Raw genomic sequence first — 23,852 nt, 5'->3', positions numbered from 1 at the left:
GGGCACGGCATGCCGTGCCCCTTACTGTCCAGCAGTGCATCGTGCAGGTGTGATCCTGGTAGTGAAGCGTTACCAGGTGTGCTACCGGTGAGTCGTAGGGACAACGTATGCGTCGCCCCTACAGTTTCACGTGCAGTTGCATCTAGGGGCAGCACCGGAGTGATCATTGGAAGCAGGTCAGGCGTGCGCTGCTCTCAGCGATGGTATGCGACACGCCCTCACCTCAGCCTGATCCTGCTGGAGATATGCATTACCCACATGTCACGCTGCGTTAGCCGGGCTGCAAGCGCTCCTCCGCGTGTAGGCGTCCTCTCCATCGCCGTCAGGTGTTGGCCGTGGCTGCTGGTGCGCAGGCACGAACCCGGTGCCACAACACGTCTACGCGCAGGTGTCGCATGCCGGCCTGAGCGGCTCGATGAACGAAACGAACACATCCCGCATCCCCGTGACCCGGAGGGGTAACGATGTCCCACGCGCCGGATCGAGAGTACGGCTGTTGCGGCAGCTATGCTGCCGCACTCCAAACGCGGCGACAGGTGCATCACGAGCAGGTACGGCAATCCATCCAGCACGGGCTGGCACGCGGTCATGCGCCTGGACGACAGGCGCACGATAGCCCAGTGGGATGGCATATATGAAGATACCAGCGTGCGCACAGCGGTGCAGTGCGCAGATGCAGTGTCGAGGCAACGTGTTAGATAGGGTGCGCTGACTTCTACTACACCAGCTTTTGTGATGTAACCTCACCGCACGCAGCGTCATACTCCATGGTGCAGTGTCACTCTGACTCTTGACGTACAGATCATTTCCGACTACACTACCAGTAATACAGATTGAGAGGAGAACCCATGACCGCTGCTCGTCGTACACCATACACGTTACCGCAAATTCCTTTTACTGGTAATCACTCCCTGCCCGCTGAGATTGCCGATCCGGCGTGGCCACTTGCCTTCAAGGCATTACTACTTCTCAATGGCGCGACCTCAGTTCACGATCAACTGCTGGCATCGCTGTCAGAAGCCGATCTCGTCGCACTCCGTGGTAGCCTGTTGTTGCTCCAGCATGACGAACCAACCAATATTGCCTGAGCCTGACATTGTTGATGGCAAGGTGTGACGATTGTCTAACGTACAGCTATAACGAGCTATCGGAGCACAGTTAGACAGTCTCGAAACGTCCTGCTGCTGTATGTCTTATCCGTCCAGTCTGTAATGGTCATAGCATGGATTTGTAAACAAAGAAAGGGGCCGGTTGAAAACCAGCCCCTATTATTGCAGATTTGGTTTGGCTCTAGCAGAAGTGCCCCACTCGATCAGGCTTTCACCAGCCAGATGGTGGTTTGGTTCGTTTGAGTGATAGATACGTGCTATCAGATGAAGCAGGTATTGCTCAACCTCAACCACAACCAGACGTTCGGCTGGTGAGAGAGGGAGCTGACTCAGCTCTTCAAAATACCAGCGAATCATGGTTGTAGTATGCTCATACGCTACTCCCCAGCGAGGCAACACGCCCCGCGCCCAGCGTAATTCGGTTTCGGCGATCTCAAAGGTGTTGAACAACAAGATTGCCCGTACCAGATCACCGAACGGTTGCACTGCCACACTAGACATCCGTTCGGCCGGATCGTAATTCTCTTCCAGGCGCAGGGTGTGGGTTAATTCGGGGAATGCACGTAACAATCGTCCGGCCACTCGTTTAGCGAGGGCTGGCCGATGCTCTGCGATCCGACGCGCAAGCTGGCTGGCGGTAATTTCATCCATACGTGCCTTCCTTTGGTAATGTAACTTGATTATAGCACGTCATGGCCCCCATTTCGTTGTGCATTGGTACTGAATCAGATTGGCACTTCCGGTGCAACAGGAATGCCGATCAGCTACTAAACAGCGTCTGTGCTGCACGCACGATAGCCCGTAAACGTGGACGCTGGAGTCGCTCTATCGCTTCAGCGAGTGGAACCCAATCCACAGCCACAATCTGCTCACTACCGCCCGTTGGTCGGGCGCGTCCTTTAATCGCACGCAACAGGTAGTAATCAACAATTTTGCGCCGCTGACCGCGTGGTCCGCTGATCAGGTAATCGATGCTGCCCAGTATATCAACCACCTCGGCAGTCACGTGGGTCTCTTCGCGAACTTCACGGACAATCGCTTCCAGAGCTGGTTCGTCGCGCTTGAGCTTACCCTTCGGCAGAGACCAAAATCCTTTCCGTTTGCGAATGAGCAAAATCTCGATAGTGCCGTCGGGTTGAATACGATACACAACTGCGCCGACACCGTGGATCGTTTCCATGTCAAGTTAACCTTTTTTGGACTATTATCATATTTGATAGTGTAGATGTGTCTACATCAAATATTTCCATATCATACATCGTTTTTGAAGGCAATCGGAATGATGGGATTCTGATTATCCTTTCACGTAGCGGTGAATAATTGCGTCGATGTGGTCACTATACCCTTCGCCGAACAGGTTGAGATGGTTGAGCAGGTGGTACAGGTTGTAGAGATCGCGGCGTTCCCGATAGCCAGGTTCAAGTGGCCAGGCTGCCTGATACACCTGGTAGAAGCGAGGTGAGAAACCGCCAAAGAGTTCGGTGAAGGCCAGTTCGGATTCGCGATCACTGTAGGAGATAGCTGGATCGATGAGTACCGGTGTGCCACCAGCTCCGTTCAACACATTGCCACTCCACAGATCGCCATGGATGAGCGATGGCACGTGAGCGACACCACCGAGCCAATCGTCAAGATGGTCAACGATGTATGCAAGTGCGCGGCGCTGTCGTAAGGGCAGCAGACCGTTACGTTCTGCCAGTTCAATCTGCGGTAAGAGGCGTTGTTCGCGGAAAAATGTAATCCAATCAGTCTTCCAATCGTTGCGTTGCGGTGTCCCGCCGATGAAGTTGTCGCGTTCCAGGCCATAGGCGGCGGCGGTGCAACGGTGCAGTGCTGCCAGTTGCTCACCGAGTCTGGTTGCATCGAGTGGATGACCGTCGCTACTGATCCATTCACTGAGCAGGATTGCCGGTTGCTGGCCATCGGCTGCACAGGCCAGAATAACTGCCGGCACGCGAATGGTCGTGGTTGCTGCCAGTGTTTGCAGGCCATGCGCTTCAGCAGCAACCATTTCAGCCGGTGCCCCACTGTTCGCCCACTTGAGTGCAAAATGCTGACCTTTGACAGTGATCCGGGCCAGGCGGGCACCAAAACTGCCACCGAGGTATTCGACGGCTTCGATTGGTTGCCCAAGTGCTGCAATGATTGGGTTGGTGACGTGTGCCGGCAAAGAGGTCATATCTGTATCATACGTGTCTGATCATAACCACGAGTCAATGATAAAAGACCGACGCCCTTGCGTCAATAATCCAACACAAGGGCGTATCGGTACATCAGAGCTGTTGTCGTATAGATCGGCTAGTTGAGTTTCTGTCCTGTGTACGGGTCATACTTCCACTCGCCGGTCGGGTCTTGAGCTGGTGTTGACGGCAAGGCCAGCTCCTCTTTCGGCATCACAATCCAGAGAATGACGTAGATCAGCGGGCTGAGACCGCTCAGCACTGCCAGGACAAAAACCAGACGTACGATGGTGCTGTCAATGCCGAAATAGCGGGCGATGCCACCGCATACACCACCGAGCATGCTATCGGTTGCGCTACGGGTTAGACGGTTGGTTCCCATGATGTTCCTCCTTGATGTCAAAGCCGTTCCTGTTTCCTGGGTATACGACGTGAATGATTGCCATTTGTTGCAGTCGTCTCCACAATCTTCTCACGGCCACTTCACGAGTTCTTCAAAGTCGTGCGCTACCCTGAAGATGTTGCCGGAGCATTCTGGCGTGATGAAACCGCAACCCAGCATAGAAAGGGAGGTTTGACGATGAAACGAACACTTGTAAGCGGTTTGGCTGGTGCTGCACTGGCGCTGACCCTGCTCTGGTATCAGCCGGTATCGGTTAGTGCGGCTCAGGTCGTCGAGGCGAATCCGACGACGGTAGAGTTGGGCTATGGGCGCGGCGGCGGCTGGCGTGGATGGGGTGTGGTCAATGTTGGTTATCTGGTGCGCACGCTCAGTACGCTTACCGGACTTGATACGACAACCATTCATACGGAGTTGCAGAATGGGCGGAGCCTGGCCGATATTGCAGCCGCTAATGGCAGCAGTGGCGATGCGCTGGTGCAGGCAGTCGTTGATGCGGCCAAGACCCGGCTCGACCAGGCGGTGGCTAATGGGCGGTTGACGCAGGCGGAAGCCGATCAGCTCTTGACTTCGATCCGGGATCAGGCAACAACGCTGGTGAACGATACGACGTTGGGTACCCAACTGGCTAATCAGGCTGTGAAGGTTTCACAGCGAAGCACGTTAGGCTGGTTGATCCAGACCGCTGCCGATCAGACCGGCCTCGATCAGGCGACTATCCGCTCGCGCCTCCGCAACGGTGAGACTCTCCGGGCGATTGTCACTTCAGCAGGTGGTGATCCACAGCGGGTGATTGATGCCGCAGTTGATGCCTTCCGCCAGGCGGCGACGAGTGCAATGCAGTAGGGAGGAGATAGAAGATAGGGTGTAGCATAGGCTTCGGTACGCCTTGCACGTGAACTACACCCCACACCAACCGGCGTCTCAATCTGTGGCGTATAGCTTTGGTGTAGCACAGGCTTCGGTCTGTGCTACACTGCTGTTGCCCGGTGAGGTTGATCCTACTCATGCTCATGCCGGGATGCGCTACCCATAGCGTAATACTCTCGCCGTCACAGCAACCCTGATCCGGCCCCGGTGTGCCGGCAGAGGCGCACGGCTATACATTCCTACGGGCAGGTTTGGACAATCACACCCGGCAAGGTGCGAAACGTGCCGTATTTGCCATCACACGTGATACCGGCGCAGCGAAGGTTGCTCCAGGTGAACACACAGCCAGTATTGCCATTCATTCACCCTGCTGCCGACGCAATGATCGCACCGCATCCACCAGGCGGGGTAACACTTCACCGGCCTTTCCGTAGATGGTGAACAGTGGTGGGCGAGCCGTAGTAGTTTGTTCAAGGTTGAGGATCAACACGGTTGCGCCACGTGCAAGAGCAATGCGTGGCAGTGAGGCTGCCGGTTCGACGACCCCTGATGTCCCAATCGAGAAGAAGACATCGCAGTCGAGGGTTGCGGCGTAAGCAGATTCCAGGGCGCCAGGTGGCAGATATTCACCAAACCAGACCACGTCAGGGCGCAGTAATGCCCCACAGGTGGGGCACTGCGGTAGTTCTTCGTCGTAATCCCAGGTAGTATGGATTGAACCATCAACCGTACAGCGCGCACGGTGGAGACTGCCGTGTAGCTCAATCACCTGCTGGCTACCGGCCCGCTGGTGTAATCCGTCAATATTCTGCGTGACCAGCGTGAGCTTTGGTACCAGAGTCGCCAGATCGGCCAGTGCATGGTGAGCTGGGTTTGGTTGGGCAACACAGGCTTTCACCCGTCGCTCGGCGTACCAGCGCCAGACCAGCGTTGGGTTACGGGCAAAACCTGCCGGTGAAGCCAGTTCCTCTGGGTCAAAATGTGACCAGAGACCGGTTTGAGCATCACGAAACGTTGGAATACCACTTTCAGCCGACACGCCGGCACCGGTGAGTACGGTGACATGACGGGCCGTGGAGAGAGACTCAGCCAGCATCGTGATGACATCATCGAGATTGTTCATGACCGGCCTCCGCTACGTTCAGGACGGCTTGAACACCAGATCGAATCGGCAGGCCCGCTGGTTGGCGAAAGTGACGTGCCAGATACCACAGGTGGGGGCCGGGTTTCCGCCGGGGTACACGTGATGGCGTAGATCAATCTGATCGTGACTCAATTCGAGCAGGAATGCCCGAATCGGTGAACCGTGCGAGATGATGGCAATGCGCCGGTACGGCGAATCGGTCAGTCCGGCCAGAACCTCACGTACCCGCGCCCGCACCTGCTCGAATGTTTCGCCCGGTGCATGCTCCTGCACCAGAGCGGTGAAGGCGACCGGTACGTTGAGTACATCAACCAATACCTCAGCCGTCTGGGTAGTACGGGCAAATGGTGAGACCAAAAGCTGCTCGATCTCTTTATCGGCCAGAAAATTCGCGACCTGGCGCGCCTCCACACGCCCTCGTTCCGAAAGATCAGGCCCTGGTGGCAACTGGTACGGAATGGACGGATTGTGAACAGGTTGACCGTGGCGAATAAGAAACAGATCGGAAAGCACTGATTTTCCTTACATCTTGCTGTAGTAACAATGATCGCATATCATCATTAATAGTGTACCATACAGGATTGACGGAGTGTACTGCAACATATACAATTGATGCGGCGTCGCATCAACGAATGAGCGAACCGGTTGTCTATTACTTCAGATTCCGATACAGAAGGATACATCAATGCGGCTGATCCTCTATCTCGGCAAAGGCGGCGTCGGCAAGACTACCACTTCGGCAGCGACAGCAGTACGGGCTGCCGAATTAGGGTATCGCACGCTGGTCGTGAGCACCGATGTAGCTCATAGTCTGGCGGATGCACTTGATACACCGTTAGGCTCGCTGCCTATCCAGATTACCGAACGGTTGTGGGGGCAAGAGATTAATGTGCTCGATGAAGTACGTGAGCATTGGGGTGAGTTGCGGGTCTACTTGAGTAACCTGCTTCGCCGGCGCGGAGTTGATGAAGTGGCAGCCGAGGAGCTGGCGATCATTCCCGGTATGGAAGAGGTGGTTAGCCTGCTCCACATTCGCCGCCAGGCGCGTGATGGTAATTTTGATGTGGTGATTGTGGATGCGGCGCCTACCGGTGAGACCGTTCGCCTGCTGACGATGCCCGAAACCTTTCAATGGTACGCAGCGCGGGTGATGGATTGGGAGCCGACGACATTGAAGGTGGCGCGTCCACTGGTCAAGCAGTTAGTCCCGGCAACCGATGTCTTCGCCAAGCTTGAGCGACTAACGAAAGGTGTGGAAGCACTGCGGGCAACCCTGACCGATCCACAGATCAGCTCTTATCGCCTGGTGGTGAACCCTGAGCGGATGGTAATTAAAGAAGCGCAACGTGCCTCGACCTATCTGGCTCTGTTTGGCTATCCGGTTGATGGAGTCGTACTCAATCGGGTGCTGCCGGTCGATCAGGTCGAAGGTGCTTTTATGCAGGAGCTGGCCCGTATTCAGCAGGGTTATCGGCAAATGGTCTACGATCTCTTCCGTCCCTTGCCGATTTGGGAAAGCCCCTACTTTGCGCGTGACCTGGCCGGTATTGAAGATTTGGCCATGGTCGGTCGTCGTCTGTTCGGCGATGACGATCCGGTGAAAGTCCATTTCATCGGTAAAACCCAGGAGATTGTTAAGCAGGGCGATGAGTATGTGCTGCGCTTGCCCTTGCCGCACGTCGAGATCGGTAAAGTATCGATGACGAAGCGCGGCGATGAGCTGTTTATCGAGATTGGCAATTTCCGCCGTGACATGCTCTTGCCGACGACACTGGCCGAACGTCCGGCACGGCGGGCCTATTTCCGCAATGGTGTGCTCGAAGTCTTCTTCGGCCCGCCAGAGACCCTCTCGCTGAAGACGGATGCCCAGGAGGAGTCGACACCTTCATGAGTAGTCGATCACAGATTGCAATTCTCGGCGTACCCATCGATCTTGGGGCCGGACGGCGTGGCGTCGATATGGGGCCGAGTGCCATTCGCTACGCCGGTCTGAGCCGAAGACTGAGCGAGTTGGGCTATCAGGTCGTTGATTTCGGCAATCTGACAGTGCCGATGGTCGAGACAACCCCACCGCCACCGCCTGATTCACGCCTGCGCTATCTTGAGCCGATTGCCGACATGTGTGGGCGGCTGGCTCGGCAGGTGGCCGATATTGTGCAGCAGGGGATGCTGCCCCTGATTCTGGGTGGTGACCATAGTTTAACTATCGGGTCAGCCAGTGGGAGTGCGCGGCAGCGACGACTTGGCCTGATCTGGATCGATGCCCACGCTGATTTTAACGATGAACACACGACGCCGAGTGGCAATATTCACGGTATGCCGCTGGCTGTGTTAACCGGACGCGGGCATCCAACGCTCACCGGTTTTGCCGGTCGCATACCGGCTTTCGATCCGGCGCACGTCGTATTGATTGCTGTGCGTGATCTCGATCCACTGGAGCGGGAAGCGTTGCGTGCTTCATCGATCACCGTCTTTACCATGCATGAGATTGATCGCTGTGGAATGGCAACTGTGGTGGAGCGGGCGCTGGCAATTGCCACGACCGGCACTGAAGGATTTCATCTCAGTTTTGATCTCGATGTTGTCGATCCGCGCGAGGCGCCCGGTGTGGGTACACCGGTAAGCAGTGGGATTTCGGCCCGCGAGTCTCATCTGGCGATGGAACTGATTGCCGAGAGTGGTGCTCTGCGTAGTCTGGATGTGGTCGAAGTTAACCCGATCCTCGATGAGCGTAACGCGACTGCGCAGTTGGCCGTTGATCTGGTTTTGTCGGCGTTAGGTAAACGTATTTTGTAGTGCTGTAGAGCCGGTGTATACTGTCGCAATGGTGAATGTCGGGCGGGTGTCCAACCCGCCCGATGTTATTTGTCTAGGCACTAGATCGTCACCTGATACTCGACCCCATTCACGATTACGGTGTACTGACCGGCTGTAAAAGGCCCTTCCAGCATGATCCGCTGATCGAGCAACGGCGCAATCGCCGGGCAAACTTCGGCGCCGCTGTGAGCGGCATTGACCGTAATTGTGATGACGTTACCCTCACGCTGTTGATTGATTCCGGCAAACGTCGTACAGCCATCTCCCAGGTACCCGACAATATGTGCCTGCACCTGGGGTGGATTAGATTCGAGCACTGCAAAATTCACCCGCTCAATAGTTACGATCCCTGCTCGTGGTGTCGGGGTTGCCGTGGTACAGGCAGTAAGGATCAACATCAGTCCGGCGATAATGAGTAAGATGATTCGACGTAACATTTGTTTTCCTCTTTCACTAAACAACTACCGACTCTGAAACGCCGGCACGTGCGATTTGGTTCCCATTGGCAACAAACTACTGCGCTCGCCTTACGGCAACGTGGTACAATGCACTATGCTATGGAACAACGCTGTTTGTATGATTACAACCTGTCTGAATTGACCGAACTCCTGCAAAGCTGGGGAGAGCCGGCCTTTCGTGCCCGTCAACTGTACCGGCATCTGTATGTCAATCTTGCCCGCCAGGTTGATCAGATGACCGATCTGCCACTCGCTCTGCGTAGCCGGCTCGCCGAGATTCCGTTCTCGACCCTACGCTGCGAGCAGGTGCAGATCGGTGACAACGGGATGACTCGTAAGGCTCTCTTCCGCTTGCCCGATGGTGCTGTCGTTGAAACGGTATTGATGGTCTATCCCGACCGCTCAACGGTGTGTGTGTCAACGCAGGCCGGTTGTGGCATGGGCTGCGTCTTCTGTGCCACCGGTCAGCTCGGTCTTCTGCGCAACCTGAGCAGTGGCGAAATCGTTGCTCAGGCAATTTGGGCTTCACAAGAGCTTCGTGCGATGGGTATGGCCGGTCCGACGGGTCGCGTCAGTAACCTTGTTTTTATGGGGATGGGTGAACCGTTCGCCAACTACGACCGCTGGTGGCAGGCGGTAGAGCGATTGCACGATCCGCAGGGGTTTAATCTCGGTGCTCGCAGTATGACCGTCTCTACCGTTGGGCTGGTCAAGGGGATTGAACGATTGGCCAATGAGCGTTTACCGATCAATCTGGCGATTTCGCTGCATGCGCCCGATGACGCTCTGCGCAGCGAATTGATGCCGGTCAATCGCCGCTATCCAATCGCCGATCTGATGGCTGCCACTCGCAACTACATTGCCAAAACGCGCCGGCGAGTCTCTTTCGAGTATGTGTTGCTGCAAGGCAAAAACGACCATCCGCATCAGGCTATCGCACTAGCCCGCCTGCTCCGCCGTTCAGCACCACGTGGTCCTCTCCTCTTTCATGTCAATCTGATACCGTGGAACCCGGTTCCCGGTACACCACTTGGCCGTTCAGAGTGGGAGCGTGTGACGACGTTTCAGCAGATTTTGACCGATTACGACATTCCGTGTACCGTGCGGGTTGAGCGAGGGGTAGAAATTGCTGCGGCGTGTGGTCAGTTGGCCGGTCGGCACGGTGTGCCACTGAACACGGTAGAACCAGAAACACCGACACGAAACCTTACCGGATGATACCTGCGAGTTCGATATTCCTCTTTGTACACAGACGAGAGTTGTATGGCGCCAATTCAAAATGTTAAGGGCATGCGCGATCATCTGCCGGTAGATATGATGCTACGGCAATACATCGTCAATACGCTGACGCGCATTAGTGAAAGTCACGGCTTCGAGCCTTTACAAACCCCGATCATTGAGTATGCCGAGACGCTGGAAGGTAAACTGGGTGATGAAGAAAAGCTGATTTATCGGTTTGAAGACCACGGTGGCCGTCGTCTGGCTCTGCGCTACGATCAGACGGTACCGCTAGCGCGTGTGACTGCTCAATACGCCGGGCAATTGACATTACCCTGGCGCCGGTATGCGTATGGGCCGAGCTATCGCGGTGAACGCCCCGCCCGTGGTCGGTATCGAGAGTTTTACCAGTTTGATCTCGATATCGTCGGGAGTGCCTCGCCATTGGCTGATGCCGAGATTGTGGCGATTTTGTGTGAAGCCCTGACTGCGCTTGGTTTTCCCGGTTTTGTCACGCTGTTAAATCACCGTCAGATCATCGGTGGTATTGCCCGTGTGAGCGGTTTGTCCGAGGAGGCCGCTGGTGGTGTCTATCGTGCCATCGATAAGTTCGATAAGATTGGCGCTGATGGTGTACGGGCTGAGTTGATCAAGTCTGGTGTGACTCCTGCCGCGGCTGACCAGATTCTGGAGCTGGTACAAATTGATGGTACGGCAGATGAAGTTCTGGATGCACTTGCCCAAAAACTGGCCGCCGATGAGCGAGCGGTGGCAGCGATTGCCAATCTGCGTGCCGTCCTGGACGGTCTGATGGCGATGGGTGTTCCGGCAGAACAGTACCGGGTGGCTCCTCGTCTGGCACGCGGTCTTTCGTACTACACAGGAGTCGTCTTTGAAGCGATTACCCCGCACTGGCCGGAGGGTTCACTGCTTGGGGGTGGTCGCTACGATCACCTGATCGGGTTGTTTGCCGGTCGCAACATTCCCACCGTTGGTCTGGCCTTCGGTATTGACCGCCTGCACGATGTGATGATCGAGCTAAACCTCGGCCCGCGCCCGCAGACAACGGCTCTCGCATTTGTGACGTTGTTCGGCGCAGAACAGGTTGCCGAGAGTCTGAGGCTGGCGGCTGAGCTGCGGGCAGCAGGTATCAATGCCCTGATCGCACTTGAACCAGGGAACATCGGTAAACAGTTCAAGGAGGCTGACCGGCGTGGGGTGCGGTTTGCTCTGGTCCTCGGCCCCGACGAACTGGCTCGTGGTGAGGTTGTGATCAAAGATTTACAACGCGGTGAACAACGCTCGCTGCCGCGGGCAGCGGCTATCAGTCTGCTGGCTGAGGCATTGAATGAGGGTAAGTAAGTGTCACATCTCGGCGGGTTAAAACCCCGCCTCAATGCATGGAAGGCCGGTAGGGTTGGTCTGGCGGCGCAGAGAAGTGCCGCCAACCCCACCGGCGCTTCTATGCTGTCAGGTATGACTTTAGCCTGTATGCCCCGGCGGGGTAAAACCCTGCCTCAATGCGTGAAAGCCCCGCCGGGGCTGGCCTGACGGCGCGGAGCGGTGCCGCCAGCCCTGTCGGCACTTCTATGCTGTCGGGTAGGGCTTCAGCCCGCATGTCCTATTCTCCAGAACGAAGCCTCTGTAGAGTTTGAGTGAGAAACCCTCTCACCTGTCTCAACCTCTCTTGCCAAAAATGCTTTAATTTATCAGGTTAAAATCCACATTTGTGAACAGACATTTTGCTATGATAGAAGCGACGATTGTTGCAGTACTTGCAACACGTCGCTGACAAACTCCGGTCATCACAGGCTGACATGAACTTTACGCCGGAGGATGACGATGTTTGGGAGTAAACAGGGAAAACAGCAACGTCTCGATCAATATGAAGCATTGCTGGCCGAAACACCACTCACTGCGGCTGAACTGGCGTATCGCCTGGGTGTGCCACGCTCAACCGTGATCCGTGATCTGCCGCTACTCGAAGAACGAGGATTATTGTTGAGTGAGGATGAGGAGGGACGGTTGCATATGTTTCGACGCTGGTGGTGACTGTACTGGTATTTGCAACAACACACAGATACTGTTGCCATTTTTTGGAGAGTCGGGTGCTATAACTCACATCAGAGAACATAATGGATCACAGTCGGAAAGGAAGCAGACAATGAAATCCTGGTACCGTTCATGGCCTGTCGTTGGGTTTGCAGTGGGAATGCTGATGATAGTTCTGGCCTGTGGTGGCGGTGCGGCGGCACCAACACTCGTTGCCACATCACCCGCCCAGGGAGATCAATCAGCACCTGTGTCACAGGCCACTGCCGTTACGGATGTCGTGCAACCTACATCACAGGCAACCGCTGTTGCGGATGCGGCGCAACCGCAGGTCTTCAACATAGGTGACGTTATCGGTATTGATGGCCTGAATCTGATTGTTCTCGGCTGGCAGGTGGTGGAGGGAAACAGCTTTGCTCAGCCTGATCCCGGACAGCGGTTCATTGCCGTTGAGATGGTGATCGTTAATCAGGGTGATTCGCCAAAATCGGTTTCCGGCGTATGGCAGTTGTCGCTCAAGGATGCTGAGTTTCGTAAGTATACTCCCGATTTCAGTGCGACGGTTGCAATCGGTGATCGTCAGCTCGGTGGTGTGCTGGTTCCTGGTGAGCGTTTACGAGGGTGGACAGGATTTTCTATCCCGGAGGATGCACGTGGGCTGACATTAACCTTTGATAGCAACCTGCTCAGCGGTGGCACGGTTTCGGTTGTCCTTGGTGATGATCCGGTCTCGCAAGAGCCGCCGGCAACCAATCCTGGTGAGCAGCCAATCCCTGTCTTCAATGTCGGTGAATCGGTTCAGGTCGGTGATCTGGTCGTAACGGTCAATGAGGTCACATCACCTCCTGGTGACCGCTTCAGTCAGCCAGACGATGGCTACCGGTTTGTGTTGGTTGACGTAACGATTGAGAATCGTGGTGATCGTTCCCGGTTCCTTTCTTCAATTCAAACCTCGATCAAAGATGCGCAAGGGTATCGCTATACCGGGGATATTACGGCAACTTCGCTGGCGACGGGTGGCAGGATTGATGGCGAACTCCCTGCTGGTCAGACGGTGCGTGGTCAGATCGGTTTTGAAGTGCCGGCTGATGCATCTGAACTACGCTTCGTTTTCGATCCTGATCTGATCGGTGGTACACCAGTATCAATCCGCTTACCGTAGCTGATGTGCCGATGGCAGGTGAAGAGGCATCCACCCTCTTCTCCTGTCGAAGGAGTGTGTGAATGTCGCGATTGGAACGACTGGTTACGATGGACGCGCTCATCCGAGCCGGCACCTACCCGTCGGTAGCTGATTTCTGTACTCGCTTTGAGCTGAGCGAGCGGGCTATCTTCGCTGACCTATCCTATCTGCGCGATCGGGTTGGGGCACCGCTAGCCTACAGTCGTCGCAAGGGTGGTTACTACTATCGCGATCCGACATGGGTCATGCCGGCGTTGCAGGTCAGCGAGGGTGAATTACTGGCGTTTCTGATCAGCACCGAATTGAGCCGGCGGTATCTGGGAACCCCATTTGCAGTGCTACTCCGTCGTCTTTTGCAGCGAATGGAAGCCTATATCACAGAGCAAATAGCGGTTCATCCTGATGCATTGCTGGCTCATCTCACGTTCCAGCCCGGTGCACTGGCTGCGGTTGAGCCCGAACTGGTGCAGGTGTTGCACGAATGTATTTGTGAGTGCTATCCGGTGGAGATTACTTATTTCACCGCCAGCCGGCAGGAACTGACTCACCGTCTGATAGAGCCGTACCATCTCTTTCTGGCGCGTGGCGATCTGCATGTAATTGCCTTCGACCATCTCCGTGGTGAACTGCGCCAGTTTGCACTCTACCGCATCAGACAATGGCAGGTTCGCCGACACGAACGGTTTGTTCGCGATCCAAAAGTTGACATTGCAGCGTATCTTCGCAACGGTTTTATGGTTGAAGGTGGTACCCAGCCATTGCCGATCGAGATTGCGTTTGATCGTGAGCAGGCACCGTATATTCGAGAACGACAATGGCATGCAACCCAGCAGCTTGAAGATCAACCTGATGGTGGGGTAATCCTGCGCTTTCAGAGTGCTGCCCTCGGCGAGATCAAGCGCTGGGTGTTGGGCTATGGCTCGCACGCACGGGTGCTATCTCCACCCGAACTGATGCACATGGTCGCCGATGAGTTGCGAAAAGCCGCAGTACTGTACACGTAACTGCAACTATAGTGCAGGCTGGGATGATAGACTTTGTCTTGAGGCAGCAGATTTGAATAGCGAGGGTATGCATGAATCAGATACGCTACACCGGCCATCCGTTCGTTGATGTCGGTTTTGCCACAATGACGGCCTTTGTCAGGAAGCAACGTGTTGCCGATCTCAATGCCGATGATTTTCGGCGTATTGCCGATTACATTGAGGCAAATTATGTGCGACAACCGTTACGGAGCTTTCTGACGGTGGCATTTACCAGTAACGCATGGTTTGCTCAATCGGCATTTAATCCAGACCGTCCCGGGTTGTCGTCTGACAAGCAGGCTGAAGCGCGTCAAAAACGTGAGTACTGGGCTAACCGTCATCTGCGACAGTGGGTAGAGTCGGCCAGAGCGCTTGAAACCTGTCTCTTTACCGGTTTGCCGGCGGCGGCATTTGAGTTGTCGGGCAAACTGCAACCTGGACGGGTCGGGCGGGCACAGATGCCATTGTTGCAAGGTGATGATTCGATCAATTTCTTCATCAACGGTGACCCCGGTCTGCCAATGGCACCGGAGGCGATACTGGCTTTGCAGACGATGCCGTTAGGTTGTGCCAAGGTCGGTGGCGGTCTGCTTGCCGTCCATTGTGATGATGAGCGGTTGACCATTGCGTTTGCCAATCGGTTTTTGCAGCGTAATCTGAGCGATGTGGCGAAAGCGCAGGCTGCGGGTGAAGAGAAACTTCCCGGTTCACCGCGTAGCTTGCGGACATTGCTGATTGAAACGCTGGCCGATATTATGCGCCAGCAACTCGAAGGGATGCGACGGACAACGATCACGGCCTACTATTTCAGCAATGGTCAATCACCATTTCTGGAGCTGTATCATCTGCCGCTCCAGATTACCGGTTTTCTGCTTGCAGTGTACACGCCGACCTATCGCAACCTCTGGAATGAGCTGGTTGCCCGAAGCTGGCAGCGCGTGACGCCGACCGGGAAGCGCGGGAAGGCAGCCGAACCGGCTGAACCGCGGGTGAACTATCTATACGAGGACTTGTTCACCCTTCCGGCACAGGCAGCGCGCTTTGTGCGTACCTATTTTCTCCGTATCCCTGAGGTGAAGCGATCTACCGATGATCCCCGTCACGACTATTCGCTCCGTCGTGAGATAGACCTTGTTTTGTGGCTGCTGGTTGAACTCTTTGTGCAGGAGGTAATGCTTATGACCGATGATCGAGTGGCGATGTTGAAGGAATTGGGCGATAAACTCGCCGACTACACCCGTAAGCAAGGCGGGAAGCGCTTTTTCCGTCAGTTCTTCACGGTGCAGCGGAGTGACCATTTTCTGAGCCTGCTCAACAGGACGAATATCGACTACACGCGCTATACGCAGGGTCGGGAAACGCTCTTCACTCTTGATAGTTTTCTGACCGTCTTTATGGAGGGAGAGGAGGTGTTGCGCAGCGATTGGCGTTTGATGCGTGATCTGGTGTTGATCCGTATGGTCGAACAGTTGCGCGACTGGATTGCCGGTAATCCTGACGCTGTTCCAGATGATGCGGAAGTTGTTGTTAGCGAATAACTAAAGAAAGGAGAGGAACAACCATGGCCTTCGTAACCGGTTTATTCTTGATTGATGCTCCGGCGTCGGCGCTCAACAATCTCGGCTCGATTCCAGGTGAACGCGAAGAGAACACGGTCGGCGTCAAAGTCATTACCACCAAAGCCGGCAATTTTCCCTATGTGTCGGCACAGGCGTTTCGCTACTGGCTACGCACAACGCTCGAACGGCGGGTACCGGAATGGCGTTCATCGCTGATCTTCCGCGAGGAGAAGATTGCCTACACCGATGCCAACCCGATTCGTTACTGGGACGATGATCTGTTCGGGTATATGCGTGCACCGGGCAAAGGTGAGACGGCGAAGAAGAGTCGGGAGCAGATGAGTTTTCTGGAAGAATCTACCCCGGTGACCGATACAGTTACCCGCGCTTCACCATTCCGGGTGAGTACACTGGTCTCAATTGCACCGGTCAATCCGACCAGTGATTTTGGTGTGATGTCGCGTCACGAAGGGAATCCGGTGCCTCATGAGCATCAATTCTATCGTACCACGCTGAAGGGTCTCTTCTCGCTTGACCTGTGGGCATGTGGTACCTTCTCGTACCGTAATCGTACCGGTTTTCGCAACCTTGACGATGAGCGGGTGCGTCTGGTGAAGGACGTGGCTGGAGTCGAGCATCTCGAAAGCGAGAAGTCGTACCGCTTGCCGAAGCAAGAACGCCTGGCCCGCGTGAAGGCTCTCTTCGCCGGGATGGCGCAATTGGAGGGTGGTGCGAAACAAGCCCTGCACTACACCGATGTCAGCCCGGCGCTCGTGATCTTTGCCGTTACCACGGGTGGTAATCACATTTTCCACCATACCGTCGGTGCGCAGCGGAATGGTCTACCAGAGATTAAGATTGACGCTTTACGGGAAGCCATGCGTGTCTTCGCCGATGGTATCCTTTCGCCGATCTATGTGGGATGGGTGAAGGGGTATCTCGATGAGGCACGGGATACTTTTGAGCAATTTGTTGCTCAGCATAATGAACAAGATTCGTCCCAGGGTTTGCCACGTATCATCCTGAGCCATCCACGTGAGGCTTTTGCCACCTTCATTCAGGAGTGTGATGCACATCCTGAGTGGCTGGATTAGGGGGGGAATTATGCAGGCGCTCAAGATTGTGCTCGAAGCCCTGACAACGTCCTTTCGCTATCCTCACTTTATGTTGGGGGTACAGCCGAGCTTTCCATTGCCACCGCCGGCAACCATTTATGGGCACATCTGTAGCGCATTGGGCGACTGGGTCGATCCAGCAGGACTGGCGTTTGCCTACCATTTCACCGCTGCCGGTGAAGGGCACGACCTTGAGCATATTCATGTGCTCTCGACGTCAGCGGGAAAATTGCCCGGTGGCGAACCCAAGGTGCTTGAAGGGAATATCAATCCCTTCAAGCGCCAGCTCCTGCTCTTCCCGCGGTTGACTCTCTATCTCAACCGACCGGAGTGGATTGATGCCTTTCGTTTTCCGCGCTACCCGGTGGTTCTGGGTCGTTCACAAGACCTGGCAGCCTATACCCATATTGAGATTGTCGATCTCCAGCAGGCCGATCAGGTCTATTTTGAGCATACCCTGTTGCCCTTTGCCATGGCTACTCAGGCCCCAGCGGGTGTCGTCACGCTGATGCCGCGCTGGATTAACTATCGTCAGCGTCGGCAGCCCAGCTTTGCCCGCTATCTTGTCTTGACCGAACGGATTACAACCAGGCAGATGTTGCGCTTCGGTCAGCAATCGGCAACATTCTGGAGCGACCCAACGGCACCGGTTGTTGATGGATTGCCACTCGGTTTGTGGTTTCACACCTTCGTAGGAGCAGACGATGAAGCCTTTGCCATGGCCTGATTGGCTGGATGATCTGTTGGCTAAGAGCCAGCAGTACGGTGGCGAGACGTTAGCGAGTCATACGTGGGATGTCCTTTGCCGACTATCCGATCTCTATCGGTTACGACCGCACCTCGCAGACCTGGCAGGCGATGTGCGGCTGTGGCATTGTCTGTACTGGGCCACCTTTCTCCACGATTTCGGTAAGGCGGCAGCAGGTTTTCAGCGACGGTTGCGTGGAGGCCCGGCATGGTCGCATCGTCACGAAGTGCTCTCGCTGGCCTTTGTTGATGCAATTGCGCACGGCCTGAGTGATGTAGAACAGTGCTGGGTCGTAGCGGCGATTGTGTCGCACCACCGTGATGCGCCGGAAATTCGTGAGCTGTACCCTGCCGGGTTGCGCAAGGATCCGTTAAGCGATCTTTGCGCTGAACTGCAACCGGCTACTGCTGATCTTCTGCATCGCTGGCTTGGCGAGTGTGCGAATCCCTGGCGTATCGGGCTGGGGATGGCAGATGTGGTTGTGAAAATCAACCCGCAATCACATCCGATTGATGCCGGACGCCTCCGTCACTGGCTGTCGATCTATCACCAGTGGGTCGATTCGTTGACTGCTGCGGGTACCACCACAACTGCCCGCATTCCCGGTATTCTGTTGCGCGGCCTGATCACAACCGCCGATCACATGGCATCGGCGCATCTCCAGCAGCTACCGGGGCCGATACGTAACCCGTGGCAAGCGGTTATTCCCGCCGGATGGGAGACATATCCTCATCAGGTTGCAAGCGCCGGTACAGGTACACAGCATGTGTTGTTGATGGCGCCAACCGGTAGTGGCAAAACCGAAGCCGCGCTGGCCTGGGCATTGGGTGATGGCAGCAACCCACCGGCGCGTATCTTCTACACACTTCCTTACCAGGCCAGCATGAATGCGATGTACGACCGACTGCGCGGACTTTTCGAGAATAATGTTGTTGGATGCTATTGTGAGCCACAACGCAGCGAGTCGCATCCAGACGACCGACTGCGCGGACTTTTCGGGAATAATGTTGTTGGTCTTCAACACGGGCGTGCTGCCCAGGCACTCTACGCCCGTTTCCGGGATGGTGAGGAATGGTCGGTAACGACGGTGCGAAAGGTACAGTGGGAGAGGAATCTTAACCTCCTGCATGCCCGTCCTCTCAAAGTACTCAGCCCCTATCAACTGCTCAAAGCTCTCTTTCAACTGCGCGGCTTCGAGGCCATGCTGACCGACTATGCGCGGGCGAGTTTTATCTTCGACGAGATTCACGCCTATGAACCAGAGCGGCTGGCTCTCATCACCGGCTTGATACGCTATTTGCGCCAGCATTTTGCGGCCCGCTTCTTCGTGATGTCAGCTACCTTCCCAACGCTCATTCTTGAACAGCTCAGCGATGTGCTGGATACGCCAACCATCATTCAGGCCACACCAGACATCTTTGCCCGCTTCCGTCGTCATCAGTTGTACCTGCGTGATGGCGAGCTGACCGATCCTGCAATTATCACCGAGATTGTCGCCGCAGTACGTGATGGGAAACAGGTTCTGGTCTGTGTCAACACGGTTGCACGGGCGCAAATGGTGCGTGATCTGCTGATGCAGGCTGGTTTGAGCGACGAGCAACTCATCCTGATCCACAGTCGCTTCACCTATGGTGATCGCAATCGGCTGGAGCAGACAATCGTTGAGCGCTGTCGCAGCGATAGCGCCAGGCGGCCACCGTTAGCGTTAGTGGCAACCCAGGTGGTCGAAGTCAGCCTCGATATCGATTTGGACACTCTCTACAGTGATCCGGCACCGCTGGAAGCCCTCTTGCAACGCTTCGGGCGAGTTAATCGACGGGCAGTGAAGGGAATCTGTCCCGTCTACATCTTCCGTCAGCCCAACGATGGCCAGGGGGTTTATGGTCGCCATCGTGATCCCGAACAGGCCGGTCACATCGTGCGGGTCACGCTGGCCGAACTCGCACGTCATCATGGTGACATAATCGATGAGTCCGCAGTACAGACCTGGCTGGATACCATCTATGACGACTCGTTGCTGCGCCAGCAATGGCTGACAGCGTATCAGAACATGAGCCGGCAGGTCGAACAGATCGTCAATGGCCTCTGCCCATTCCAGAGCGATGCCCAGCGTGAAGACGAGTTCGAGCAGATGTTTGATGGTGTAGACGTGGTGCCGGCATGCTTCGAGCGCGACTACGTCAATCTACTGGTCGAAGAGCGCTTTATCGAGGCGAATGACTATCTGGTCAGCATCAGCAAACAGCGGTTTGCCATCTTACGCAGCCAGGGCAAAGTGAGACCTGCGGAAGAGACCGGTCAGCGACGGGTCTGGGTTGTGCAAACACCTTACGACTCGCGTAATGGCCTCTCATTTGGCGATATGGTCATTGATCCAGATTGGAGTTAGGTATGACACTTATCGTACATCACCTCATCTTCACCGCGACGGCGGAAACCCCGGTTGTTTTGGCGGCACAAAGTGGGCCGGCGGTACGCGGTGCCGTTTCCAATGCACTGTGGACACGCTTTTGTGCCAACAAAGAAGCACCAACGTGTGCCGATTGCCCCCTCTACAGTCGTTGCCCGGTTGCCGCGTTGGTCGCCCCGATGCGGAGTGAAGATGAAAAAGGTAGTGATCAGCGGCCCCGTCCGTATGTCGTTCGTCCGCCGCTCGCCGATGATCAGCACGCCCGGCAGAGTCAGAGCATGCATTTCCAGCCCGGCGATACCATCCGGTTTGGCCTGGCCTTATTTGGGCATGCCGAAAATCTGTTTCCTTTCATCGTGATGGCAGTGCGGGAACTGGAACGTGATGGCATTGGGATCAAACTAGACGAATTACGCCGACGGCGGGGCCGCATTGCTCTCCGCTCGATTGAGGCGTACCATCCTCTGAGTGGAGCCAGACAAACGCTCTACCCATTACCCGGTGGAACCGTGTATTTCCCTGGTCTGCCGATTGACGTAGCAGCAGTACGTGACTACGCGGCGCGGTTGCCGACTGAAGAAATCACCTTCTTCTTCCATACACCCATGCGGCTCATCGATCAAGACCGTCTGGTCAAAACCATTGCCTTACGGCCACTTATCCAGCGCCTGATGCGTCGGCTCGATGATCTGTCGCGTGCTTACGGTGATGGCCCACTGGCCATCGATTTTCGCGGATTACTGGCCCTGGCCGAACAGGTGACCGTCACCGCCGACAAAACGCGCTGGATCGACGTAGTTAGCGTTTCGTCGCGCCAGCAACGGCGGACACCGGTTGGTGGCCTGATCGGCAGCGCAACCTTTCGCGGGCCATTGGCGGAATTGCGTGAACTCATCGTATGGGGCAGCCTGATCCATGTCGGGCGCAATGCAGTCAAGGGTGATGGCTGGTACACTCTCCAGGGCATGCCGGTCTGGCCGTAGCCCCAACAGTGGCAACGGCGACAACCCGGCCTGACCTGCGTTTGTTGCTTCTGCACCTTAACAATTAAAAAACGTTCCGTTGGGATCAGCATCTACGTGTTGCACGTTGGGGCAGTGACGCTCACCACCACCCTGCGCCAGGAAACGTTCCGGTGGGGGTATTGTCTACGTATTGCACGATGGCACAAAGATATTCGTATCGTATCTCCTTGCATCATGCGCAAACATGTGTATATTGAAAAAGAGCACCTGAACCTTAACAATCGATCTCGATTGCCTTTTTGGGGCGACACCAGCACTCTATCCTGAAAGGAAGGTTACACCATGGAACTCATCGTCGACGAACGAGGTAGCTTCATTGGCAAGCATCAAGGCCGTTTACGGGTCACAAAGGACAACGAACGGCAAAAAGAAGTGCCGATCATGCACCTACGTCAGGTGATTATCGCCGGCAGCGGCATTGCAATCAGTAGTGATGCAATCCGGGCGTGTAGTGAAGAGGGTATACCAATTCACTTCATTAGCAGCAACGGCACACCGCGAGCCAGCCTGTACAGTGCCGGCCTCACCGGAACCGTTCTGACCCGGCGGGCACAATTGCGTGCGTATGACGGCCCGGCTGGTGTCGCCCTCGCCCGTGCATTCACATTGGGCAAACTCGGCAATCAAGCAAACCTTCTCCGCTACGTCGCGAAGAACCGTAAGGGAACCGCACCAGAAATCTATGAACTGCTCATGGCGACCGCGGCAGAAGTTGTCGATTATCAGGTTGCCGTTGAGCGGTTGCATGGCGAGACCGTTGATGAGATTCGTGACGCATTAATGGGTATCGAAGGACGTTATGCCGCCCGTTACTGGCAGGCGATTGGAGCACTGATACCACCGGCACTGAACTGGCCAGGACGGGAAACAAGAGGCGCGAGCGATCCGTTCAATCAAGTCCTCAACTACGGATATGGCGTTCTCTATGGTCAAATTGAACATGCGATAGTGCTAGCCGGCCTTGACCCCTATGCCGGCCTTCTCCATGCGGATCGTCCAGGCAAGCCCAGCCTGGTCCTCGACCTGATCGAAGAATTCCGGCAAGCAGTCGTGGATCGGACACTCCTCGGCCAGGTCACTCGTGGCTGGCAGATCGGGCGTGAGGAAGATGGGAGACTTGACCAGCCAACCCGTGAACGCATTGCCACTAAGGTCTTAGAGCGACTTGAAACGACAGAGCCGTATGAAGGCAAACGCCAACCGCTACGTCATATTCTCCAGTGTCAGGCGCGCCACATTGCGACGTATGTGCGGGGTGAGCGTGAATCCTACACCCCATTCATCATGGGATGGTGAGGAGAACAGCGATGCAATGTCTTGTCATCTACGACATTCCCAATGATCGGGCAAGACAGCGAGTTGCTGATGCCTGCCTCGACTATGGACTACAACGCATTCAATACAGTGCTTTCGCCGGGAATCTCAGCCGGACGCATCAACGGGCACTGTTTGGCGAAATAACTCGCCGGGTCAAGGGTCATACTGCAAACGTCCAACTCTTCGTCTTCGATAGCAAAACCTGGGGTGATCGACGCATACTGGAGCAGCAATATGACGATGCCTGATCTTGATACGATTGAAGTTAGCGATATCAAACAGTGGCGTTATTGTCCACGGGTTGTATGGTACACCTACTGCTTGCCGGCCATTCGCCCACAGACAGATCTCATGCGCCAGGGAGCCGCGAGTCACCGTGCAGAGGAAGACCGGGAAGAGCGGCGTTCACTCCGCACATATGGTTTGAAAAACGGCGAGCGTTTCTTCCATGTCTACCTGCGGTCAGAGCGACTTGGCGTCAGAGGAATCCTGGATCTGGCGATTGCAGTACCCAACCGGTCAGACCCGGTGGCAAAAGTAATTGTTGTCGACTACAAGGACAGCGAGCAGCCTGCCGGGCCGCACTTCAAACTTCAGGTAGGCACCTATGCACTCCTCATTGAAGAGGCGTGGGGACTACCGGTAGAAACCGGGTGGATATACCACATTCCGTTACGGAAAGCGGAAAAAGTCCCAATCAGCCCTCAGTTACGCAAAAACGTGATCGAAACGATTGCTGCGGTGCAAAAAGCCATTCAAACCGAAGCGCTACCACCGCCACCGACAAGCCGGGCACTCTGCGTCAATTGCGAATTTCGCCGCTTCTGCAACGACGTCGTATAGATCGACCCAAAAAATAGTCATATACGCAATCGCTTCGCAACTGAGTATCGGAAGCTATCACCAACAGCGCATTGGTACTCAGTTGCACCACGTCCAATAAGCAGATAGCGCATCAGAAACGGATCGATATACTTCGCAACCCAAACGGAATTTAGAACAAATCTGGAGTTGCGAAGACAGACCCAACCAAGCCCTTGCGCAACCGGCCAGAACAGATATAATGAATGTATAGGAAGGCTCCAGAGATGCGTACAACGTCCAACGAGAGTGATCACAGCGCATAGGAGGGAATAGAGAGGTTGGTTTTTCAACAATTTCGGCTCACGGTAGAGCACTGAAACGTATTTTCTGGCTATGAAGAAGGAATAACTTGATTTAA

Annotated in this window: 24 protein-coding genes; 17 read left to right on the top strand and 7 right to left on the bottom strand. The window is 55.3% G+C overall.

Annotated features, from left to right (window positions below; genetic code table 11):
- Window positions 1-848: 848 nt before the first annotated feature.
- Window positions 849-1,088, top strand: a complete 240-nt coding sequence (locus VAE57_RS12775) for a hypothetical protein (RefSeq protein WP_322822258.1) — start codon at window positions 849-851, stop codon at window positions 1,086-1,088.
- Window positions 1,089-1,268: 180 nt separating this feature from the next.
- On the opposite strand, the gene VAE57_RS12770 is transcribed toward VAE57_RS12775, so the two are convergent.
- The 4 genes from VAE57_RS12770 to VAE57_RS12755 all read right to left on the bottom strand — a co-directional run bounded on the left by VAE57_RS12770 (window position 1,269) and on the right by VAE57_RS12755 (window position 3,671).
- Window positions 1,269-1,760 (bottom strand): hypothetical protein, encoded by a 492-nt coding sequence (locus VAE57_RS12770; RefSeq protein ID WP_322822257.1) that lies wholly within the window; start codon window positions 1,758-1,760, stop codon window positions 1,269-1,271.
- Window positions 1,761-1,869: 109 nt separating this feature from the next.
- Window positions 1,870-2,289 carry an NUDIX hydrolase gene (locus VAE57_RS12765; RefSeq protein ID WP_322822256.1) on the bottom strand — a complete coding sequence of 140 codons (420 nt, stop codon included), beginning with the start codon at window positions 2,287-2,289 and terminating at the stop codon, window positions 1,870-1,872.
- A 114-nt stretch (window positions 2,290-2,403) separates the two neighbouring features.
- A complete protein-coding gene (locus VAE57_RS12760) occupies window positions 2,404-3,288 on the bottom strand; it encodes a fructosamine kinase family protein (RefSeq protein WP_322822255.1) in 885 nt (294 codons plus the stop codon).
- 119 nt (window positions 3,289-3,407) lie between these two features.
- Window positions 3,408-3,671, bottom strand: coding sequence for a PspC domain-containing protein (locus VAE57_RS12755; RefSeq protein ID WP_322822254.1), 264 nt, complete (start codon window positions 3,669-3,671; stop codon window positions 3,408-3,410).
- Between the two features lie 198 nt (window positions 3,672-3,869).
- On the opposite strand from VAE57_RS12755, the gene VAE57_RS12750 reads away from it, so the two are divergent.
- Window positions 3,870-4,535 (top strand): hypothetical protein, encoded by a 666-nt coding sequence (locus tag VAE57_RS12750; RefSeq protein ID WP_322822253.1) that lies wholly within the window; start codon window positions 3,870-3,872, stop codon window positions 4,533-4,535.
- A 382-nt stretch (window positions 4,536-4,917) separates the two neighbouring features.
- Here VAE57_RS12750 and VAE57_RS12745 read toward each other — a convergent pair whose 3' ends face one another.
- Entirely contained in the window at window positions 4,918-5,682 is a 765-nt protein-coding gene (locus VAE57_RS12745; RefSeq protein ID WP_322822252.1) for an NAD-dependent deacylase, read from the bottom strand.
- 18 nt (window positions 5,683-5,700) lie between these two features.
- Window positions 5,701-6,216 (bottom strand): histidine phosphatase family protein, encoded by a 516-nt coding sequence (locus VAE57_RS12740; protein ID WP_322822251.1) that lies wholly within the window; start codon window positions 6,214-6,216, stop codon window positions 5,701-5,703.
- A 172-nt stretch (window positions 6,217-6,388) separates the two neighbouring features.
- On the opposite strand from VAE57_RS12740, the gene VAE57_RS12735 reads away from it, so the two are divergent.
- Window positions 6,389-7,594, top strand: coding sequence for an ArsA family ATPase (locus VAE57_RS12735; RefSeq protein WP_322822250.1), 1,206 nt, complete (start codon window positions 6,389-6,391; stop codon window positions 7,592-7,594).
- Complete coding sequence (gene rocF / locus VAE57_RS12730) at window positions 7,591-8,499, top strand: arginase (RefSeq protein ID WP_322822249.1); 909 nt, start codon at window positions 7,591-7,593, stop codon at window positions 8,497-8,499. The genes VAE57_RS12735 and rocF overlap by 4 nt, the downstream gene beginning before the upstream one ends.
- An 80-nt stretch (window positions 8,500-8,579) precedes the next feature.
- Here rocF and VAE57_RS12725 read toward each other — a convergent pair whose 3' ends face one another.
- Complete coding sequence (locus VAE57_RS12725) at window positions 8,580-8,957, bottom strand: hypothetical protein (RefSeq protein ID WP_322822248.1); 378 nt, start codon at window positions 8,955-8,957, stop codon at window positions 8,580-8,582.
- A 108-nt stretch (window positions 8,958-9,065) separates the two neighbouring features.
- On the opposite strand from VAE57_RS12725, the gene rlmN reads away from it, so the two are divergent.
- The 13 genes from rlmN (at window position 9,066) to cas4 (ending at window position 23,473) form a co-directional block, all read left to right on the top strand.
- Window positions 9,066-10,196, top strand: a complete 1,131-nt coding sequence (gene rlmN, locus VAE57_RS12720) for a 23S rRNA (adenine(2503)-C(2))-methyltransferase RlmN (protein ID WP_322822247.1) — start codon at window positions 9,066-9,068, stop codon at window positions 10,194-10,196.
- A 45-nt stretch (window positions 10,197-10,241) separates the two neighbouring features.
- A complete protein-coding gene (gene hisS, locus VAE57_RS12715) occupies window positions 10,242-11,558 on the top strand; it encodes a histidine--tRNA ligase (RefSeq protein WP_322822246.1) in 1,317 nt (438 codons plus the stop codon).
- A 480-nt stretch (window positions 11,559-12,038) separates the two neighbouring features.
- Window positions 12,039-12,248: a helix-turn-helix domain-containing protein gene (locus tag VAE57_RS12710; RefSeq protein ID WP_012258795.1), complete on the top strand. Its 210-nt coding sequence runs from the start codon at window positions 12,039-12,041 to the stop codon at window positions 12,246-12,248.
- A 112-nt stretch (window positions 12,249-12,360) separates the two neighbouring features.
- Window positions 12,361-13,410: a DUF4352 domain-containing protein gene (locus VAE57_RS12705; protein WP_322822245.1), complete on the top strand. Its 1,050-nt coding sequence runs from the start codon at window positions 12,361-12,363 to the stop codon at window positions 13,408-13,410.
- A gap of 62 nt (window positions 13,411-13,472) precedes the next feature.
- Window positions 13,473-14,435, top strand: a complete 963-nt coding sequence (locus VAE57_RS12700) for a WYL domain-containing protein (protein ID WP_322822244.1) — start codon at window positions 13,473-13,475, stop codon at window positions 14,433-14,435.
- 71 nt (window positions 14,436-14,506) lie between these two features.
- Entirely contained in the window at window positions 14,507-15,994 is a 1,488-nt protein-coding gene (locus tag VAE57_RS12695) for a type I-B CRISPR-associated protein Cas8b1/Cst1 (protein WP_322822243.1), read from the top strand.
- 23 nt (window positions 15,995-16,017) lie between these two features.
- Window positions 16,018-17,109, top strand: coding sequence for a type I-B CRISPR-associated protein Cas7/Cst2/DevR (gene cas7i, locus VAE57_RS12690; RefSeq protein WP_322822242.1), 1,092 nt, complete (start codon window positions 16,018-16,020; stop codon window positions 17,107-17,109).
- Between the two features lie 10 nt (window positions 17,110-17,119).
- Complete coding sequence (gene cas5b / locus VAE57_RS12685; RefSeq protein ID WP_416208453.1) at window positions 17,120-17,857, top strand: type I-B CRISPR-associated protein Cas5b; 738 nt, start codon at window positions 17,120-17,122, stop codon at window positions 17,855-17,857.
- Window positions 17,835-20,267, top strand: coding sequence for a CRISPR-associated helicase Cas3' (gene cas3, locus VAE57_RS12680; RefSeq protein WP_322822240.1), 2,433 nt, complete (start codon window positions 17,835-17,837; stop codon window positions 20,265-20,267). Before cas5b ends, cas3 begins: the two co-directional genes overlap by 23 nt.
- 2 nt (window positions 20,268-20,269) lie before the next feature.
- Complete coding sequence (cas6, locus tag VAE57_RS12675) at window positions 20,270-21,271, top strand: CRISPR system precrRNA processing endoribonuclease RAMP protein Cas6 (RefSeq protein ID WP_322822239.1); 1,002 nt, start codon at window positions 20,270-20,272, stop codon at window positions 21,269-21,271.
- Window positions 21,272-21,595: 324 nt separating this feature from the next.
- Entirely contained in the window at window positions 21,596-22,609 is a 1,014-nt protein-coding gene (gene cas1 / locus VAE57_RS12670) for a CRISPR-associated endonuclease Cas1 (RefSeq protein ID WP_322822238.1), read from the top strand.
- Window positions 22,610-22,620: 11 nt separating this feature from the next.
- Complete coding sequence (gene cas2, locus VAE57_RS12665) at window positions 22,621-22,878, top strand: CRISPR-associated endonuclease Cas2 (protein WP_322822237.1); 258 nt, start codon at window positions 22,621-22,623, stop codon at window positions 22,876-22,878.
- Complete coding sequence (gene cas4, locus VAE57_RS12660; RefSeq protein WP_322822236.1) at window positions 22,865-23,473, top strand: CRISPR-associated protein Cas4; 609 nt, start codon at window positions 22,865-22,867, stop codon at window positions 23,471-23,473. Before cas2 ends, cas4 begins: the two co-directional genes overlap by 14 nt.
- Window positions 23,474-23,852 lie beyond the last annotated feature (379 nt).

It is taken from the genome of Chloroflexus sp., from assembly GCF_034434295.1.
Classification (GTDB): domain Bacteria; phylum Chloroflexota; class Chloroflexia; order Chloroflexales; family Chloroflexaceae; genus Chloroflexus.
This window is presented reverse-complemented; position numbering and strand designations above follow the sequence as displayed.

Coding starts and splice junctions, on each gene's coding strand:
- VAE57_RS12775 (WP_322822258.1), top strand. CDS start 849: ATGACCGCTGCTCGTCGTACACCATACACGTTACCGCAAATTCCTTTT.
- VAE57_RS12770 (WP_322822257.1), bottom strand. CDS start 1,760: ATGGATGAAATTACCGCCAGCCAGCTTGCGCGTCGGATCGCAGAGCAT.
- VAE57_RS12765 (WP_322822256.1), bottom strand. CDS start 2,289: ATGGAAACGATCCACGGTGTCGGCGCAGTTGTGTATCGTATTCAACCC.
- VAE57_RS12760 (WP_322822255.1), bottom strand. CDS start 3,288: ATGACCTCTTTGCCGGCACACGTCACCAACCCAATCATTGCAGCACTT.
- VAE57_RS12755 (WP_322822254.1), bottom strand. CDS start 3,671: ATGGGAACCAACCGTCTAACCCGTAGCGCAACCGATAGCATGCTCGGT.
- VAE57_RS12750 (WP_322822253.1), top strand. CDS start 3,870: ATGAAACGAACACTTGTAAGCGGTTTGGCTGGTGCTGCACTGGCGCTG.
- VAE57_RS12745 (WP_322822252.1), bottom strand. CDS start 5,682: ATGAACAATCTCGATGATGTCATCACGATGCTGGCTGAGTCTCTCTCC.
- VAE57_RS12735 (WP_322822250.1), top strand. CDS start 6,389: ATGCGGCTGATCCTCTATCTCGGCAAAGGCGGCGTCGGCAAGACTACC.
- rocF (WP_322822249.1), top strand. CDS start 7,591: ATGAGTAGTCGATCACAGATTGCAATTCTCGGCGTACCCATCGATCTT.
- VAE57_RS12725 (WP_322822248.1), bottom strand. CDS start 8,957: ATGTTACGTCGAATCATCTTACTCATTATCGCCGGACTGATGTTGATC.
- rlmN (WP_322822247.1), top strand. CDS start 9,066: ATGCACTATGCTATGGAACAACGCTGTTTGTATGATTACAACCTGTCT.
- hisS (WP_322822246.1), top strand. CDS start 10,242: ATGGCGCCAATTCAAAATGTTAAGGGCATGCGCGATCATCTGCCGGTA.
- VAE57_RS12710 (WP_012258795.1), top strand. CDS start 12,039: ATGTTTGGGAGTAAACAGGGAAAACAGCAACGTCTCGATCAATATGAA.
- VAE57_RS12705 (WP_322822245.1), top strand. CDS start 12,361: ATGAAATCCTGGTACCGTTCATGGCCTGTCGTTGGGTTTGCAGTGGGA.
- VAE57_RS12700 (WP_322822244.1), top strand. CDS start 13,473: ATGTCGCGATTGGAACGACTGGTTACGATGGACGCGCTCATCCGAGCC.
- VAE57_RS12695 (WP_322822243.1), top strand. CDS start 14,507: ATGAATCAGATACGCTACACCGGCCATCCGTTCGTTGATGTCGGTTTT.
- cas7i (WP_322822242.1), top strand. CDS start 16,018: ATGGCCTTCGTAACCGGTTTATTCTTGATTGATGCTCCGGCGTCGGCG.
- cas5b (WP_416208453.1), top strand. CDS start 17,120: ATGCAGGCGCTCAAGATTGTGCTCGAAGCCCTGACAACGTCCTTTCGC.
- cas3 (WP_322822240.1), top strand. CDS start 17,835: ATGAAGCCTTTGCCATGGCCTGATTGGCTGGATGATCTGTTGGCTAAG.
- cas6 (WP_322822239.1), top strand. CDS start 20,270: ATGACACTTATCGTACATCACCTCATCTTCACCGCGACGGCGGAAACC.
- cas1 (WP_322822238.1), top strand. CDS start 21,596: ATGGAACTCATCGTCGACGAACGAGGTAGCTTCATTGGCAAGCATCAA.
- cas2 (WP_322822237.1), top strand. CDS start 22,621: ATGCAATGTCTTGTCATCTACGACATTCCCAATGATCGGGCAAGACAG.
- cas4 (WP_322822236.1), top strand. CDS start 22,865: ATGACGATGCCTGATCTTGATACGATTGAAGTTAGCGATATCAAACAG.